The organism is Zongyangia acetica (assembly GCF_038739695.1).
Classification (GTDB): Bacteria; Bacillota; Clostridia; order Oscillospirales; family Ruminococcaceae; genus Zongyangia; species Zongyangia gallinarum.
The window spans coordinates 306813-323567 of sequence record NZ_JBBEWN010000001.1 but is presented as its reverse complement, the minus strand read 5'-3'; the positions used below and the strand labels follow the sequence as shown (position 1 = coordinate 323567).

Sequence of the window (16755 nt, the reverse complement as noted above, 5' to 3'; positions counted from 1 at the left end):
TATGCTCGAACATGAGATGTGGATCATTTTGGAGGTAGAATATGGCACTTGATAAACAGAAAGCGCTGGACACCGCACTGGGCCAGATCGAAAAGCAATTCGGCAAGGGCGCTGTCATGCGTCTGGGACAGAACAGTCACTTGAATGTAGAGGCCATTTCCACCGGCTCCATCTCCCTGGATGTGGCATTGGGTATCGGAGGTGTTCCTCGGGGCAGAATCGTGGAGATTTACGGCCCGGAAAGTTCCGGTAAAACCACAGTGGCCCTCCATGTGGTGGCCCAGGCCCAGAAGGAAGGCGGCATCGCGGCGTTTATCGACGTGGAGCATGCCCTAGATCCTGTTTATGCAAGTGCATTGGGAGTAGACATTGACTCCCTGCTGGTTTCTCAGCCGGATACCGGAGAGCAGGCGCTGGAAATCACCGAGGCGCTGGTGCGCTCCGGGGCCATTGACGTCATCGTGTTGGACTCGGTTGCCGCAATGGTACCCAGAGCTGAAATCGAGGGGGAGATGGGCGACTCCCATGTGGGACTTCAGGCAAGGCTGATGTCCCAGGCCCTGCGGAAACTGACCGGTGTCATCTCCAAATCCAACTGCGTGGCCATCTTTATCAACCAATTGCGTGAAAAGGTCGGCGTGGTCTATGGTAATCCGGAGGTTACTCCCGGTGGCCGTGCCCTGAAGTTTTACTCCTCGGTGCGGATGGAAGTGCGCCGGGTTGAGCAGCTCAAGGTAGGCTCCGAGGTCATCGGCAACCGGACCCGCTGCAAGGTGGTAAAAAATAAAGTAGCGCCTCCCTTTAAGGAGGCAGAATTTGATATTATGTATGGCCAGGGTATTTCCCATGAGGGAGAGCTCCTGGATCTGGCAGTGCGCCTGGACATCATCAACAAAAGTGGAGCCTGGTTCAGCTACCAGGGCGAGCGCTTGGGCCAGGGACGGGATAATGTGAAAAACTATCTGCGGGAGCATCCTGATTTTGCCGATGCGGTAGAAAAGGAAGTCCGGGCCAATGCGGATAAGTTGGGCGCGCCAGCCCGCAAGGGAAAGAAAACAGAGGCGGCGGCTCCAGCTCCGGCCAAGGAAGAGCCGGCAGCAGCCCCTGCCCCTGCGGCACCAGCGGCCAAGAAGAAAATGCCGGATATTGACATTGAGGTGGATGACGAATAAGGTGATCCCCCATTACATAGAAATGGATGAGCGTGGATGCTGATTACAGCCATTGAACCCTTTAAGGGAAGTAAATACAATATCTTTGTAGAAGGGGAATACGCTCTGACGGCAGACATTGAGATCATTGCTCAGATGGGGCTGAAAGCGGGAAAACAGGTCTCTCGGGAGGATCTGGATGAGATCCGTCGGAGGGGGGATAGCCGCCGGGCCCATGAGCGTGCCCTCTATCTCCTTTCTTTTCGCGCCCATTCCCGGAAGGAGCTGTCCGACAAGCTTCTGAAAAACTACGACGAGCAGACGGTGGAAGAGATCCTTGACCGTCTTACCGCGGCTGGCCTTCTAGATGACGCGGCATACGCTGAGCTGCGAGCCCGGGATTTGATCGAACGCAAGGACTACGGGGAAAAACGGGTGCGGCAGGAGCTGCGGATGCGTGGCATCGATGGAGACATCATTGACCAGGTGCTGCAAAACTGTGAAAAAGAGGATACCCAGGATCGTCTGCAATCCCTCATCGAGACAAAATACCGCCGAAAGCTATTGGAACCCAGGGGAAGGGAACGGGTAACAGCGGCCCTGCTCCGGCGCGGATATGCTTATGAGGAAATCCGCCGGGCTCTGAATGCCCTGGAAGAGGAGGAAGAGGATTAAAATATCCTCAAGAAAAAAGATTGGTTTTGTGCCGTCCGGTACAGGCCGGGAAGGCAAGGTGAATATGAAGGAAAAACAAAAAATAGGAATGGTTTCCCTGGGATGCACCAAAAACCAGGTGGACGCTGAGATGATGCTGGCGCTGATCGATCAGGGCGGCTTTGAAATCTGCGGAGATCCGGAACAGTGCGACGCCATTATTATCAATACCTGTGGTTTTATCGAGGACGCCAAACGGGAGTCCATTGAAAATATATTGGAATTTTGTAGAATGAAAGAAGAGGGGAAGGTCAAGGCTGTGGTGGTCACAGGATGCTTGGCCGAACGCTATCAGCAAGAGGTGGCAAAGGAAATCCCCGAAGCTGACGTGGTATTGGGCATCGGCGCCAATGGAGACATTGTCTCCGCCCTTCAGGCTGCCCTTGCCGGGAAGCAGGTCGCCCGATTCCCGGATAAAAAGGCACTGCCCCTAGAGGGGGACCGGGTGCTGACGACCAAGCCCTATACCGCCTATATTAAGATTGCAGAGGGCTGCGATAATTGCTGTACCTACTGCGCCATTCCCCTAATCCGCGGAGGCTTCCGCAGCCGCCGGATGCAGGATATTGTGGAAGAGGCAAAGGAACTGGCCCAGCGCGGGGTGAAGGAGCTCAACGTGGTGGCGCAGGATACCACCCGTTATGGCGTAGATCTATACGGTGCGCCAAAACTTGCCCGCCTGCTCCGTGAGCTATGTAAGATTGAAGGGCTCCATTGGATTCGGGTCCTGTATGGATATCCGGATCGGATTGATGACGAACTCATTGAGACGATAGCCAAGGAACCGAAAATCGTTAAATATATTGACGTACCTTTGCAGCATGCCAGCGGCAAGGTCCTGCGGGAGATGAACCGCCGGGGAGACCGGCAGTCCCTGACCCGGCTGATGGAAAAACTCAGGGCCAATATTCCAGGGATGGTTCTGCGCACCACATTGATTACCGGCTTTCCGGGGGAGAGCGAGGCGGATTTTGAAGAGCTTTGCTCCTTTGTGGAAGATATCCGCTTTGACCGTCTGGGTTGTTTCGCTTATTCGGCAGAGGAAGGGACGCCTGCTGGGGAGAGAACCGACCAGATTGATCCAGAAATCCGCCGGCGCCGGGCTGAGATCATCATGGAACGGCAGTACGCCATTATGGAAGAGAAAAACGCTGCCCAGATGGGCCGGAGCCTGGAGGTGCTCTGCGAGGGATATGACCCGCAGTCAGGGGTCTATGTAGGCCGCAGCTATATGGACGCGCCGGATATCGATTCCCAGATTTATTTTACAAGCGAACTCCCCTGTCAAGAGGGAGAGTTCTACCAGGTGACAATTGACAGTGCGCAAAATTATGATCTAATGGGCCATAGAGGCAGATGAGAAAGGTGGGAACCCCATGAATCTCCCCAACAAACTAACCATCCTGCGGGTGGCGATGATTCCTTTTTTTCTGGTATTCCTGCTGTTGGAAAGCATTCCCCACAATAATCTGTGGGCACTGATTGTTTTTATTCTGGCATCCCTGACCGATATGCTGGATGGAAAGATTGCCAGAAAACGCGGCCTTGTTACCGACTTTGGTAAGTTTATGGATCCGCTGGCAGATAAGCTTTTGGTCAATGCAGCCCTCATCTGTTTTATTGAAAAGGGGATGGCTTCTGCGGTGTTGGTGTTTATCATCATCGCCCGGGAGTTTTTGGTCACTTCCCTGCGGCTGATTGCCGCCGGCAAGGGAACGGTTATTGCCGCTGACATTTGGGGTAAGGTGAAGACAGTCAGCCAGATCATCGCTGTATGCCTGATGCTCTTTCTCCAGGAGCTGTTGGCGGATGGGTTGCTTCCTGCCGGTTTCCCGGTGGGATGGATCAACAGCGCCGCTATGTGGACTGTTGTTGTCTTCACCATTCTTTCCGGTTTTAACTATCTATGGAAAAACCGGTCCTGTATCACCACCAAATAGGAGACACTTGCAAAGACAGGTTCTTTGTGATACATTAGAGAACACAAGATAGGATGCTTTGATCAGGAGAAGTAATCTTTTCCGGGCAGCAGAGAGAGGGCTTGATACGCTGAGAGGGCCCTTTGCCGGCAGGGATGGATGAAATGCGCCTGTGAGCACAGGAAAGGGAAGGGCTGAAAGGCCTGTGTATCTTTCCTGCGTGGGCCCGCGTTAAGGGTTTAGAGTGAGAAATCGAAGTGGAACCGCGACAACCTGCCGCCTTCGTCTGGGTAATGCCAGACGAAGGCGGTTTTTGCATCATAAGAAAGGAGTTGACACTGGATGTTTGACAGACTGCGGGCGGATATCAACGCAGTAAAGCAACAGGATCCCGCTGCCCGAAGCAGCCTGGAAATCCTCCTTTTATATTCCGGCATTCATGCCATCATTGCCCATCGATTTTCCCATTTTTTCTACCGTCATAAACTTTTCTTTTTGGCCAGGTTAAATTCTCAACTTTCCCGGTTTTTCACCGGGATTGAGATCCATCCCGGCGCAAAAATCGGGAAAGGCGTCATGATCGATCACGGCTGCGGGGTGGTCATCGGTGAAACGGCGGAAGTGGGGGATGGATGCGCCATCTACCAGGGAGTAACCTTGGGCGGAACGGGCAAAGATAAAGGAAAACGCCACCCTACTTTGGGGAAAAACGTAATGGTGGGGGCCGGCGCCAAGGTATTAGGCCCCTTTAAAATCGGAGATAACGCCAAAATTGCCGCCGGTGCTGTAGTTTTAGAGGAAGTTCCGGCAAACTGCACTGCCGTGGGCGTACCTGCCCGGGTGGTGCGCAGAAAAGGGGTGAGGCCCCCGGTCCAGGAACTGGATCAGGTGCGGATTCCCGACCCGGTGGCACAGGAGCTGTGCAGGCTGCAGCTGACCATTGAGCGGTTGGAGATGCGCCTGAAACAGGTGGAGGCGGAAAACATCAGCCGCGCCGAACGAAAGAGCATTGAAAGATATGACCGGCATAAAGCCCATAGAAAGGAAAGAAAGACCATGAAAATTTTTAACACCCTTACACGGAAGAAAGAAGAATTCATTCCTCTCACCCCCGGCAAGGTGAAGATGTATGCCTGCGGACCTACGGTGTATAACTACATCCACATCGGCAACGCCCGGCCCATCTGCGTCTTTGACACCCTGCGCCGCTATCTGGAGTATCGGGGCTACGAGGTCACCTTTGTGCAGAATTTTACCGACGTAGACGACAAGCTTATCAAAAAAGCCAATGAAGAGGGTATCACCGTCAAAGAGGTAGCGGAGCGCTATATCAAAGAATACATCACCGACGCCGAAGGATTGGGCATCCGGCCGGCCACCTTCCATCCCCGCGCCACCGAAAATATGGATAAGATCATTGAGATTGTGAAAACTCTGGTGGACAAAGGATATGCTTATGAGGCAAATGGAGATGTCTACTTCCGCACCAAGAAGTTTGACGAATATGGCAAGCTGTCCCACATGCCGTTGGAGGAACTGGAATCCGGTGCCCGTATCGCAGTAGGCGAGCAGAAAGAAGACGCTATGGATTTCGCCCTCTGGAAGGCCGCTAAGGCAGGAGAGCCCGCCTGGGATTCTCCCTGGGGAAAGGGACGTCCGGGATGGCACATTGAGTGCACGGCTATGATTAACAACCTATTAGGCGATACCATCGACATCCACTGCGGCGGCCAGGATCTGATCTTCCCCCACCATGAAAACGAGATTGCCCAGTCGGAGTGCTGCACCGGCAAGGAATACGCCCGCTACTGGATGCACAACGGCTACATCAACGTGGATAACAGAAAAATGTCCAAATCCCTCAACAACTTCTTTACGGTCCGGGATGTAGCGGAGAAATACGGCTATGAGCCCATCAAATTCATGATGCTCCAAGCCCATTACCGCAGCCCCATCAACTACAGTGTGGAGGTCATTGAACAGTGCAAAGCGGCTTTGGAGCGGCTTTATAACTGCCGTGACAATCTGGATTTTATGCTGAAAAATGCTGCGGAAGAAACCAGGGACGGCGATGCAGACCGCAAAGCCGCTTTGGCGAAGCGCCGGGATCAATTTGTCACTGCTATGGATGACGATCTCAACACCGCCGACGGTATTGCCGCAGTGTTTGATCTGGTCAAAGATATCAACACGGCGTTGGCTGAACCTCAGTCTAGGGATTATATCCGCTATGCGGCTGGCCTCTTTGACGAACTGACCAATGTGCTGGGACTGGTTTATAACCGGAACAAGGAAAGCCTGGACAGTGAAATTGAGGCGCTCATTGAAAAAAGACAGCAGGCGCGGAAAAATAAAGACTTCAAAACAGCAGATGCCATCCGGGATGAGCTGAAGGCCAAGGGAATTATCCTGGAGGATACCCCCCAGGGAGTCAAATGGAGCAGGGCTTAAAACGATTTTGATAACCTGCCGTTTGAAAATATACATGTTACCAAAGATAGAATGCATTTTTTGGAAATTTCAGAGAATTTTTAATTCTGAAAAGAAAATAAGAAAAAGCGTTGAAAAACGATTTGATAAGAAATATAATAAAAGAAGGCAAGAGCTTTTGCCAGAAAAGAAAAATTTTAGGAGGAGATACCCATGAAAAAAGTATTAGCACTGATGCTGGCAGTTGTCATGTGCTTTGGCATGGCTTCTGTAGCCTTTGGTATCGACGTAACCCTGCCGATCCTGGGCGCGGGCACCTTCGGCGAGGATGGATGGGACATCGGCATGGAAGGTGAGGATGCCTTCTGGTTGAACGGTGGCATTCAGTATGTGGCTGGCAGCGAATTCTATGTGATCCCCGTGGTTGAAGATCCGGATACAGGAGAGGTAACCCCCTTCGTCATCACCGACGCGGAAGTTACCCAGGGTTCTACCACCGTGTACGAGCCTGCGTTCTTCTATGACAATGACGGCAACCTGCCTACCTATGTGTGGCTGGTCCAGATGAAGACCCAGGATATCGCTGCGGTCAAAGACTACGACATGGTTCTGCACATCGAAGGTACCTACACCACTGCTGCGGATGTGGATTACAATGTAGAGGGCGACATTGTTCTGACCGTAAAAGACACCGGTGTTATCGACGAGAACGACATCAACAAAGCAAGAATCGATGGCGACTTCGAAGTTGCTACCGAGGGCCGCTATGTTGTCTCCGCTGACGCTTTCGCAGCAATCAAATCCGGCGAGACCTTCAAATTCCCCTACAACGGCTATGCTCTGAACGTAGGCGCAGGCATCAGCAACGCACTGAACTTCCGCGCTTCCATCGAGAAGATCGATGCTATCGTTGAGAGATACGGCGAGGACAAAGTCCTGGGCGTAATCGACTTCAAAGATAAGAACGAGCTGCCTGTAGAGATCGGCGTAGAGATGGAGTGCACTGAGTACTCTTCCACTCACGTAACCAATCAGGCATACGTTTACAGAATCGAAGGCGACAAGCTGGTTCTGATCACCGACAAAGCAGAGTATGATGCAGCAAGAGACGTAGTGTCCTTCAGCACCAACAAGCTGGGCACACTGGTTATCTCCGCTGAGCCTCTGACTGATGCAGCAGATGCACCTGCTACCACCACTGAGAGCAAAGACAACCCCGGCACTGGCGCAAATGACGTCATCGGCCTGGCAGTTGCAGGCGCAGTAGTAGCAATGGCAGCTGGCTTCGTAGCACTGAAAAAATAATTGACGGAAGATAGATTCTGTCAATAGAAAAAGGGAGTACCATTAGGTACTCCCTTTTTTGTGTGATGGGATACAGAAAGCTAGGGGGATTGTTATTGCAATTCCCCCGGCGAATTGTTACAATAGGAATAACAAGTCTGGGGAGGGAACATGTGTGGATAAGCTAAACTTTATTTGGAAGGATCGCAAACGGATTTTAGGAATGCCCATTAGTTTTACAAAATATGCCATGAACGAAGATAGGCTCTTTGTGGAGAAGGGACTGCTCAATACCAATCAAGAGGAAGTGATCCTTTACCGGGTGCGGGATATTAGCCTTCACATTTCCCTGTTTCAGCGAATTTTCGGAGTGGGTTCTGTAGTTGTCCAGTCCTCTGACCGAAGCACACCGGTGCTTACCTTAAAAAATGTGAAGTCTCCGCGAGAGGTAAAAGAGATGCTCCATCAGCAGGTGGAAAAGGTGAAAATCCAGCGGCGGCTGCGCGTGGGCGAAGTTCTGGAGGATGATGGATATGGACGGGACCTGGATGGCGATGGAGAGATAGACGAACTTTAAAATGAAATGAGGACAACTGACCGATCTTCACCAATAAAAGCTGGGATGATTGTTCAAGTGGCTCAATATCAAATATTTCCGGCCAAGGGCTGGAGGATAGGAGAATTCCCATGAAGACAGAAAAGATTTTGACGGTAACCCTGAATCCCGCCATAGATGTCAATGTTTATGTGGACACATTGGACAAAGAGCGGGTCAATTTTGCTTATGACGAGCATTTTGATGCGGCTGGCAAGGGAACGAATGTATCCCGTGCACTGACCAAATGGGGCATTGACAATACAGCCCTCTTGGTCACTGGCAGGGACAACGCCAAGCAGTACTTTGATCGTCTGGCGGAAGAGAACATCAAATGCCTGGTGGTGTATAACGAAGGGAAAATTCGTGAAAACCTGAGCATTATTACCGACGACGGCAATCTGTTCAAGCTCAACCGGAAGGGATCTGACTTCACCGAGGAGAATTATCAGGAAGTGCTTGACAAGATGGATGAGTTTGGCCTTCAGGATGCCATTGTGGTTTTTGCCGGAAGTCTGCCGAAGATTGGGCTTTCCAAAGAAAAATTTATGGACATGATCCGATATGTACAGCAGAAAGGCGCGGTGGTGGCACTGGATACCACAGCGTTGACGGCTCAGCAGATTGTGGATCTAAAGCCCTGGATCATTAAGCCTAACCAGGAAGAGCTGGAGGATATGACGGGGAAAAAGGCATCCTCTTATGAGGACATTGTAGCCATTGCCAGGGAAATTATCGACAAAGGAATTGAAAATGTAGTGGTGAGCTTGGGCGCTGATGGACTGATCGGTATCAATAAAGATCAAGCAGTCAAAGTAGATGTACCAGACGTACCTGTGCGCTCCAACGTTGGGGCAGGGGATACCACCCTTTCCGGATTTATCGCCGCCATGTCTCGTGGAGACAGCTTTGCAGATGCGGTAAAATTCGCCGGCGCCTGTGGATCGGCGGCGGTAACAACCGAGGGTACCAATCCTCCTTCTAGCCAGGTGGTCCAGGAGATGTTGGATTTGGTTGTGGCAAAAGAACTTTCTTTGTAAGAATTCTATATGTAATAAAAAACAAGGGTATCTTGGGAACAGGATACCCTTTATTTTTATTTCTCCAAAGAAAAAAAGACGGGAGAAAAGCATATCAAGAGTCATTTAAATTTGTAAGAAATGTAAATGATAAAACTATATTTTTTACAAATAAATAAAAGTTTAATATACAAGTAAGATGACTATACAGACATTTGATTCGATTATTATGCAATTTCTATGAATTCTAGAAGTTATGTGTAATCTTATTGCAAAATAAGGGCTTTTGATGCTATTATAATAGTAAATTGCTTATTATTACCAAATAGGCAATCGGAGAAGAAAACTAGAAGGAGGAAAATGAAAATGAAGATCTTTGGTAGCAAGACAAAGCGGACAACCAAACGGTTGGCGGCTTTGTTCTTTGCGCTGATGGTGGCTTTTACCAGCGTAGTGCCGGTAATCGCTGCCGATCCCACCTCACTGGAAATCACCTTCCCCGCAGGGGATGGCTATACCGAGTCAGGTGGCGTTTATACCCTCAATAATACTGGAGGGAACAATACGATCCCCTCCAACGCATCGGCCAAGACCTTTGATTATTCTTTGGATATCAAGCTGCTGGATGCTGGTGGAGCGGCAACCGTGATTTTTGGCTATCAAGGCGGCCGGTTCCACGGCGTGGAATTTAAGCAGATTGCTGGCAAAATCGAAGTGACTTCCTTTGTGGACAATGATCCCAAGCATCCTCATCCCAAGAATTATATCTTCCAGGCTTTGAAGGTTGAGAATAAGGGAGATATTACAAAGGGCTATGTGCGTGTCCGGCTGACCATGGATGAAAAGAACAAGCTCACCGTCTATGTGGGAGATACCCCGGTAAAGGAGCACACCTTCGCGACGGTTAATGGCGAGGGAGTTGAAGGCATCGCTTACTATGGCGGCCAGCTGGGCATCATGACCCACAATGCCAGAGCAGAGTTCAAAGACCTGACAGCTACCACTACTGACGCCCCGGCGGAAGAGGGTAATTTTGTCACCAATCTGGGCGAGAACTGGCTGGCAGCCGGCGCAGGTCCCGCTACCTGGACTAAAACTGCCGTTGGTATGCAGGGCAACAATATGGGTGTTGGTGATACCTTCTATACCTCTAATACGTACATGTCCGCCAATTCCGCTTTTGTATTAGAAGCCGACATGCATCTGGAGGATGGTCAGGCGGCGGGTCTCACCTTCGGTATCCGGAGCCGTGAAACACCGGAGGCTACTTGGTACTGCGTCAACGTGGATAAGGTCTTGAAGATTACCAAGCTCTTCAAGAACACCGGCGGCGAGGATTGGAAAGTCGACCGTGCCCTGACAGATAAAGAGCTTAAAAAGAAGGACTTTAAGATCCGCATTGAATATCTGGGCGACGGACGGATGAACTTCTATCTGGACCGCGCCCTGGTAGGCAGCCAGCAGGAGAATGATTTTGCAGGCGGCTATATCGGAATTATGACATTCCAATCCAACGCCACCTTCAATAACGTCATGGTCCATGAGGCAACAAGCCCCAAACTGACAGCGCTGGAAGTCAAAGACGCGAAGCTCACTCCCGTGTTTGATGAGAAAACCTTCAGCTACAACGCCACTGTCCCCTTTGAGACAGAGAGCGTGGAAGTCAAAGCCACCGCTGCGGAGGGCTTCAACCTGTCCATCAACGACAAGGCAGCCAAAAACGATACTTATGTATCCGTTCCCTTGAAAGTGGGCACCAATGATGTGCTGGTGAAAGCCATTGACGACGTAACCGGCATTTCCAGCATTACCACCGTTTCCATTAAACGGGAGCAGGATCCGGCTTTCTTCTATACCGAACAGTGGAGACCCCAGTTCCACTATTCCCAGGAGATCGGCTGGTGCAATGACCCCAACGGTATGGTTTACTTCGATGGGGAATGGCACCTGTTCTATCAATACAATGAGCAGAAAACCTGGACCAGCATGCACTGGGGCCATGCGGTTTCCAAAGACCTGATTCATTGGGAAGAACTGCCCATCGCCCTGTATCCCGATGAAAACGGCGCCATCTTCTCCGGTTCCGCTGTGGTGGATAAGGAAAACACCACCCACTTCTTTGATGGCATCGAAGGCGGCGGCCTGGTGGCCATCTTCACTCATGACGGCGGCGGTCAGAAGCAGTCCCTTGCCTATTCCCTTGATAAAGGCCGTACCTGGATCAAATACAAAGACAATCCCGTCCTCACCTCGAAAGATGATCCTTGCAATGACGGTGCTTTCCGTGATCCCAAGGTCTTCTGGCATGAGGAGAGCAGAAAATGGATGATGGTCGTAGCGGGCGGACCCCTGCGCATCTATTCTTCTACCAACCTGATTGACTGGGAGGTTGAAAGCGTCTATAACCAGAATCAGGTCATCGATGGAAAACAGGTCAATAGTATCTATTCTGAGTGCCCTGATTTCTTCAAGCTAGAAGTTGGCGACACTGGTATCTACAAATGGGTATACAGTGGCGGCGGCCGCTACTATATGATCGGCGACTTTAGAGAAGTTGATGGGAAATGGTACTTTATCCCTGATACCAATGAGCAGTTTACCACCAACTACGCCCCCGACGCTTACGCGGCCCAGACCTACTTCGGCTGGGATGAGGGCGGCACTCCCGATGGCCGCCGGATCATGATCCAGTGGATGAGCAACTGGGCGTATGCCAACAACCTGGCCAACATCACCGATCCTTATAACAATGCCCAGACCATGATGTATGAGCTGACCCTGGAAGAGACTGCAAACGGCATCCGTCTGTTCCAGAACCCCATCAGCGAGTATGACTCCCTGCGCCAGGTGGACAAAGCCACCGAGATCAACACCACCCTGACCCCCGACGGGGAGAACCCGCTGGCGGGATTTAGCGGCGACCAGTACGAGATTGTGGCGGAATTCACCCCCACAGAGGATACCACCCAGGTGGGCTTCAAGCTGCGCACCGGCGGGGACCAGGAGACCCTGGTTTACTATAACCTGCAGGACGGCAGAATGTATATTGACCGCACCAAGTCTGGCAAAGACGGCGGCGGCGGATTCCTTGGCGTTTACAGCCAGCAGACATCCATGACCGAGGACGGCAAGATCCAGATGCGGATTTATGTAGACTGGTCCGCAGTGGAAGTCTTCGGCAACTACGGCGAGACCTTGGGCACAGCCCTGATCTTCCCCGATTATGCCAGCACCGGCGCCGAGGTTTACACCTTAGGCGGCGACGCCCAGGTGGAAGCAACCATCTATCCTCTGGACAGCATCTGGAGAGAGACCCCCGACACCCCGGCGGCTGCCACTGATGTAGTCGTCACCGACGGTTCCAAGGTGTATGCAGGTGAGACAGTAACCCTGAGCGCCAGAGTCCTGCCCGTCACCGCGGAGCAGAAGGTGGAGTGGGCTATCACCGACGGCGAAGGCCTGGTGGAGATCGTTTCCCAGACCAGCAATACCATCACCTTGAAAGGCGTTGCGGTAGGCGACGTCCAGGTGACAGCAACTGTACCCGGCACCGAGATTTCCGGCACCGGTACCTTGCAGGTCATTGAGCCCAACTTCAACACCAACCTGACCGGCTGGGAGACCACCGGCGGCACCTGGGCCATTGATGAAAACGGCTACTATGGTGTCGGCGGCGGCGACATGTTCACCGTGTCTAGCGAGTCCGTCACCGACTTTACCCTGACGGCGGACGTCACCCTGGAAGCCGGAGACGCCTTCGGCATCGTCTTCGGCGCGCAGGACGCCAATGCAGGCCAGGGTTCTTATGTCCTGAACTTTGACCTGTCCGATGGGGGCAACGGCCAGAAGTTCAGAATCTTCGAATTCCCCTATCGAGGCGCCGCGACCAGCGATGTAGCGATCAAGACTTTTGCTGAGCTGGGCTTTACTCCGGAGCGTGGAAGGACCTATCCTGTGGAGCTGACCGTCAAGGATGGCAAGATGAGCTTCACCTTTGATGGCAAAGAGGTCTTCAAGGATGTAGAAGATACCAATGACACCCAGTTCTACAGTGAGGGCCGTATCGGCTTTATGGGCTACAATGCTACTGTCCGGGCACAGAACTTCTTTGTAACCACCGATTCTCCCATCGAGTCCGTTGTGACGGTCATCGATCCTATCGAGCTGCTGGTTGGCTCTGCTGAGACAGCGCTGACCGACCGCCTGCCGGATACCGTTACGGTACAGCAGGAGGACGGCATCCGCAAGGATGTAGCAGTGACCTGGAATATTGACGACGTCAAGTTGGATGAGATCGGTGAATACACCGCAGTAGGAACCATCGATGGATTTGATACTCCCATCAATGTGAAAGTCATTGTGAAGGCAGAGAAAGTCATCGAGTCCCTGACACCGGAGGAAATCAACGTCTCCGCGGTGGAAGGTTCTACCGCAGAAGAAGTTTGGAACATGATCGACAAGAATGTCGTTGCCAACTACTCTGACGGCAGCACCGCCAACCTGGTAGTCTCCGACTGGGATTACAGCAACGTCAAGTTTGACGAGCCTGGCACCTATGTGGCAACCGGAACCCTGACCCTGGATGGCGAAGCGATCGAGATGACCATTGCGATCAATGTCACCATCACGGCAGAGGGCGAGGAGCCCGATCCCAATCCTGGCACCGACAAGCCGAGCATTCCTGGCTCTGATGAAGATCAGGTAGGCGGCGGCGACTGGAACTGGCCGTCTGGCAGTGGAAATGGTTCCGCCACCGGTTCCGGTTCCGGCGACAAAGAGAACCCGTCCTCCGGTGATCACAGCATGATCCCCGGCGCGCTGGCAGTCCTTGCCCTGAGCGCCGCTGGCGTTGTGGTTCTCACCCGCAAAAAGAAATAACCCGACGAGAAAAACCGCGACAATAAAAGGGCCGCTCTCCTGGTGAGAGCGGCCCTTTTTACGCGGTATTTCATTTTTAAGGCAAAAAATAATGCCGCCCCCGCTATTGCAGGAACAGCACCCCTGGTGGACGATGAGGAACTCGAATCCCCGACCTTCCGCACGTCAAGCGGAAGCTCTACCAGCTGAGCTAATCGTCCATATTTTCTGAAGATGTTTCATATTATATCTCAAAGTTTCTGAAAAATCAACATTTATACATAATTTTGACATATTTCATAAAAACAATCTTTAATCTAAGTCTGTTGATGATAATTTTGCCATAAACAGAGCGGATTATAAATTTATTCCACTGAAATAGTCGAGTTTTCTTTTGGTTTGTAACAAAGAAGTGAACATTTTTCTGTCTGCTTGCGAGGATTTTGATCCCATGGTATAATAATTTGAATATAATGTGTGGGGTATGCCTGAAAATAAGAAATAGAAACGAAATGGAGAAAAATAGATGATAGTGATGGGAATTGACCCGGGTTATGCCATTGTGGGTTACGGGGTTTTGGAATATCACCGTGGGAAATTCCGTACCTTGGGTTACGGCGCCATTACCACCCCCGCAGATATGCCCTTTGACTCCCGGCTGGAGGTCATTTATGATGAGCTGACCTATCTGCTCCACAAATACAAGCCGGAATCTATGGCGGTAGAGCAGCTGTTTTTTACCAGCAACCAGAAGACGGTCATCGCCGTGGGACAAGCTCGTGGAGTGATTGTCCTGGCGGGGAAAAAAGCCGGAGTCCCGATTTATGAGTATACGCCGCTACAGGTTAAGCAGTCGGTAGTAGGCTATGGCCGGGCAGTGAAAAAACAGGTGATGGAGATGACACGTGTCATGCTGGGCCTTGAAAAGGTGCCAAAGCCCGACGACACAGCGGATGCTCTGGCCATCGCCATCTGCCACGCTCACAGCGCTGGCTCCTTGCTGAATAAAGAAAAACTTCTGCAAAGATAGAAGGAAAGGAACGCATTTTTATGATCTATAGCCTCCGGGGCACAGTGGTTCACACCGAGCCCAATATGATCGTTGTGGAATGCGGCGGCGTAGGCTACCAGTGTTCCACCACCAATCAGACCATTGCAAAACTCCCCAAGGAGCAAAAGCAGGTGCTCATCTACACCTATCTCCAGGTCCGGGAAGATGCCGTGAACTTATTTGGATTTTATGACCTAAATGAGCTGAGCTGTTTTAAGATGCTCATCTCGGTTTCGGGTGTGGGCCCCAAAGCGGCATTGGCCATCCTTTCTGACTGCACTCCGGAGAAATTTGCATTGTGTGTAGCTTCTGGGGATTACAAGACTCTAACCCGTAGCCAGGGCATCGGCCCTAAAATTGCCCAGCGGATTGTGCTGGAACTTAAAGATAAGATCAGCAATGAGCAGCTGACCCAAGCAGTTTCTGAGGGACCAGTCAGTATCGATCTGGACGCCTCTAATGTTTCAGAGGCCATCGGCGCTTTGGTGGTGTTGGGTTACAGCCAGTCGGAAGCAGCAGCAGCGGTGGCCAAACTGGACGGCTCTCTGCCGGTGGAGGAACTGATCAAGGGAGCGCTGAAAAAGCTGGCTTTGGGGTAAAATATGCTTTTAGGACAGAAATACAGCGAAATGCATAGCATAGAAGGAAAAAGGGGAAGAAACCATTGATTAACGATTTTGAAATGGATTTCGAAAACCGGATTGTAGCTCCGGAAAACGTGGCAGAAGATAACGATATCGAAGCTTCTCTGCGCCCCAAAACACTCAGTGAATACATTGGTCAGGAAAAAGTCAAAGAAAACCTGACCGTGTTTATTGAAGCGGCCAAACGGCGGGGGGAAGCGCTGGACCACTGTCTGCTTTATGGACCTCCGGGCCTTGGCAAGACCACACTGTCGGCCATCATCGCCAACGAGATGAATGTAAACATCCGCATTACGTCGGGCCCAGCGGTGGAAAAACCGGGGGATTTGGCGGCGCTGCTGACCAATCTCAACGAAAATGATATCCTGTTTATCGATGAAATTCACCGTCTGCCCCGCACGGTAGAGGAAGTGCTCTATCCCGCCATGGAGGATTACGCCCTGGATATTATCATCGGTAAGGGGCCGTCGGCCCGTTCCATCCGCATCGACTTGCCTAAATTTACCTTGATCGGCGCCACCACCCGTGCGGGACAGTTGACATCCCCTCTTCGGGACCGGTTTGGCGTCATGATGCGTTTGGAACTTTACTCGCCGGAGGAACTGTCCCAGATCATCCTTCGCTCGGCGGGAATTTTGGAGGTTCCCTGTGATAAGGGCGGGGCTATTGAATTGGCCCGGCGCTCCAGGGGAACGCCTCGTATCGCCAACCGCTTTCTCAAGCGGGTCCGGGATTTCGCTCAGGTCATCGGAGATGGAACGATTACCAAAGAGATGGCGGCCCTGGCGCTGGATAAGCTGGAAGTGGATCCCTTGGGGTTGGATAGTATTGACAGACGGATGCTTACCACCATCATCCGCAACTATAACGGCGGCCCGGTGGGGCTGGATACCTTGGCGGCGGCCATCGGAGAAGAATCCATCACATTGGAAGATGTCTATGAGCCATACCTGATGCAGATCGGCTTTCTCAGCCGGACCCCTAGAGGGCGCTGTGCCACACAGCTTGCCTATGATCATCTGGGGCTAAAACGGCTGAGGCCGGAAGAGAACTATCAACAGATGAACTTAATCGACCTTGAATAAATTTGT

Annotated in this window: 12 protein-coding genes, 1 tRNA gene and 1 pseudogene; 13 read left to right on the top strand and 1 reads right to left on the bottom strand. The window is 51.6% G+C overall.

Features of this window, described 5'->3' with window-relative positions:
• Positions 1-41 precede the first annotated feature (41 nt).
• The 10 genes and pseudogenes from recA to WGC32_RS01435 all read left to right on the top strand — a co-directional run bounded on the left by recA (position 42) and on the right by WGC32_RS01435 (position 13990).
• Entirely contained in the window at positions 42-1172 is a 1131-nt protein-coding gene (gene recA / locus WGC32_RS01480) for a recombinase RecA (protein ID WP_342680442.1), read from the top strand.
• A 36-nt stretch (positions 1173-1208) separates the two neighbouring features.
• Entirely contained in the window at positions 1209-1826 is a 618-nt protein-coding gene (locus WGC32_RS01475) for a RecX family transcriptional regulator (RefSeq protein ID WP_191482423.1), read from the top strand.
• Positions 1827-1890: 64 nt separating this feature from the next.
• Positions 1891-3225, top strand: a complete 1335-nt coding sequence (rimO, locus tag WGC32_RS01470; RefSeq protein WP_342680441.1) for a 30S ribosomal protein S12 methylthiotransferase RimO — start codon at positions 1891-1893, stop codon at positions 3223-3225.
• Between the two features lie 16 nt (positions 3226-3241).
• Positions 3242-3805 (top strand): CDP-diacylglycerol--glycerol-3-phosphate 3-phosphatidyltransferase, encoded by a 564-nt coding sequence (pgsA, locus tag WGC32_RS01465; protein WP_342680440.1) that lies wholly within the window; start codon positions 3242-3244, stop codon positions 3803-3805.
• A 321-nt stretch (positions 3806-4126) separates the two neighbouring features.
• Positions 4127-4627 (top strand): annotated as a pseudogene (gene cysE / locus WGC32_RS01460) (serine O-acetyltransferase); the annotation flags it as partial.
• A 213-nt stretch (positions 4628-4840) separates the two neighbouring features.
• Positions 4841-6235, top strand: coding sequence for a cysteine--tRNA ligase (gene cysS, locus WGC32_RS01455; RefSeq protein WP_342680492.1), 1395 nt, complete (start codon positions 4841-4843; stop codon positions 6233-6235).
• Between the two features lie 192 nt (positions 6236-6427).
• Complete coding sequence (locus WGC32_RS01450) at positions 6428-7519, top strand: hypothetical protein (RefSeq protein WP_342680439.1); 1092 nt, start codon at positions 6428-6430, stop codon at positions 7517-7519.
• Between the two features lie 154 nt (positions 7520-7673).
• Complete coding sequence (locus WGC32_RS01445; RefSeq protein WP_342680438.1) at positions 7674-8075, top strand: PH domain-containing protein; 402 nt, start codon at positions 7674-7676, stop codon at positions 8073-8075.
• A gap of 110 nt (positions 8076-8185) precedes the next feature.
• Positions 8186-9133, top strand: a complete 948-nt coding sequence (locus tag WGC32_RS01440; RefSeq protein ID WP_191510004.1) for a hexose kinase — start codon at positions 8186-8188, stop codon at positions 9131-9133.
• Between the two features lie 345 nt (positions 9134-9478).
• Positions 9479-13990: a GH32 C-terminal domain-containing protein gene (locus tag WGC32_RS01435; RefSeq protein ID WP_342680437.1), complete on the top strand. Its 4512-nt coding sequence runs from the start codon at positions 9479-9481 to the stop codon at positions 13988-13990.
• Between the two features lie 124 nt (positions 13991-14114).
• Here WGC32_RS01435 and WGC32_RS01430 read toward each other — a convergent pair.
• Positions 14115-14190 (bottom strand) — tRNA-Val (locus tag WGC32_RS01430).
• A gap of 305 nt (positions 14191-14495) precedes the next feature.
• Between WGC32_RS01430 and ruvC the strand changes: the two genes are divergently transcribed.
• The 3 genes from ruvC (at position 14496) to ruvB (ending at position 16749) form a co-directional block, all read left to right on the top strand.
• Positions 14496-14999 carry a crossover junction endodeoxyribonuclease RuvC gene (ruvC, locus tag WGC32_RS01425; RefSeq protein WP_342680436.1) on the top strand — a complete coding sequence of 168 codons (504 nt, stop codon included), beginning with the start codon at positions 14496-14498 and terminating at the stop codon, positions 14997-14999.
• Between the two features lie 20 nt (positions 15000-15019).
• Positions 15020-15619: a Holliday junction branch migration protein RuvA gene (gene ruvA, locus WGC32_RS01420; RefSeq protein ID WP_342680435.1), complete on the top strand. Its 600-nt coding sequence runs from the start codon at positions 15020-15022 to the stop codon at positions 15617-15619.
• An 83-nt stretch (positions 15620-15702) separates the two neighbouring features.
• Entirely contained in the window at positions 15703-16749 is a 1047-nt protein-coding gene (ruvB, locus tag WGC32_RS01415; RefSeq protein ID WP_191482432.1) for a Holliday junction branch migration DNA helicase RuvB, read from the top strand.
• Positions 16750-16755 lie beyond the last annotated feature (6 nt).

Bases quoted from the DNA above. Each gene is read 5' to 3' on its own strand.
- WGC32_RS01450 (WP_342680439.1), top strand. From the start codon at position 6,428: ATGAAAAAAGTATTAGCACTGATGCTGGCAGTTGTCATGTGCTTTGGC.
- pgsA (WP_342680440.1), top strand. From the start codon at position 3,242: ATGAATCTCCCCAACAAACTAACCATCCTGCGGGTGGCGATGATTCCT.
- WGC32_RS01435 (WP_342680437.1), top strand. From the start codon at position 9,479: ATGAAGATCTTTGGTAGCAAGACAAAGCGGACAACCAAACGGTTGGCG.
- cysS (WP_342680492.1), top strand. From the start codon at position 4,841: ATGAAAATTTTTAACACCCTTACACGGAAGAAAGAAGAATTCATTCCT.
- rimO (WP_342680441.1), top strand. From the start codon at position 1,891: ATGAAGGAAAAACAAAAAATAGGAATGGTTTCCCTGGGATGCACCAAA.
- WGC32_RS01440 (WP_191510004.1), top strand. From the start codon at position 8,186: ATGAAGACAGAAAAGATTTTGACGGTAACCCTGAATCCCGCCATAGAT.
- ruvC (WP_342680436.1), top strand. From the start codon at position 14,496: ATGATAGTGATGGGAATTGACCCGGGTTATGCCATTGTGGGTTACGGG.
- WGC32_RS01475 (WP_191482423.1), top strand. From the start codon at position 1,209: ATGCTGATTACAGCCATTGAACCCTTTAAGGGAAGTAAATACAATATC.
- ruvB (WP_191482432.1), top strand. From the start codon at position 15,703: ATGGATTTCGAAAACCGGATTGTAGCTCCGGAAAACGTGGCAGAAGAT.
- ruvA (WP_342680435.1), top strand. From the start codon at position 15,020: ATGATCTATAGCCTCCGGGGCACAGTGGTTCACACCGAGCCCAATATG.
- recA (WP_342680442.1), top strand. From the start codon at position 42: ATGGCACTTGATAAACAGAAAGCGCTGGACACCGCACTGGGCCAGATC.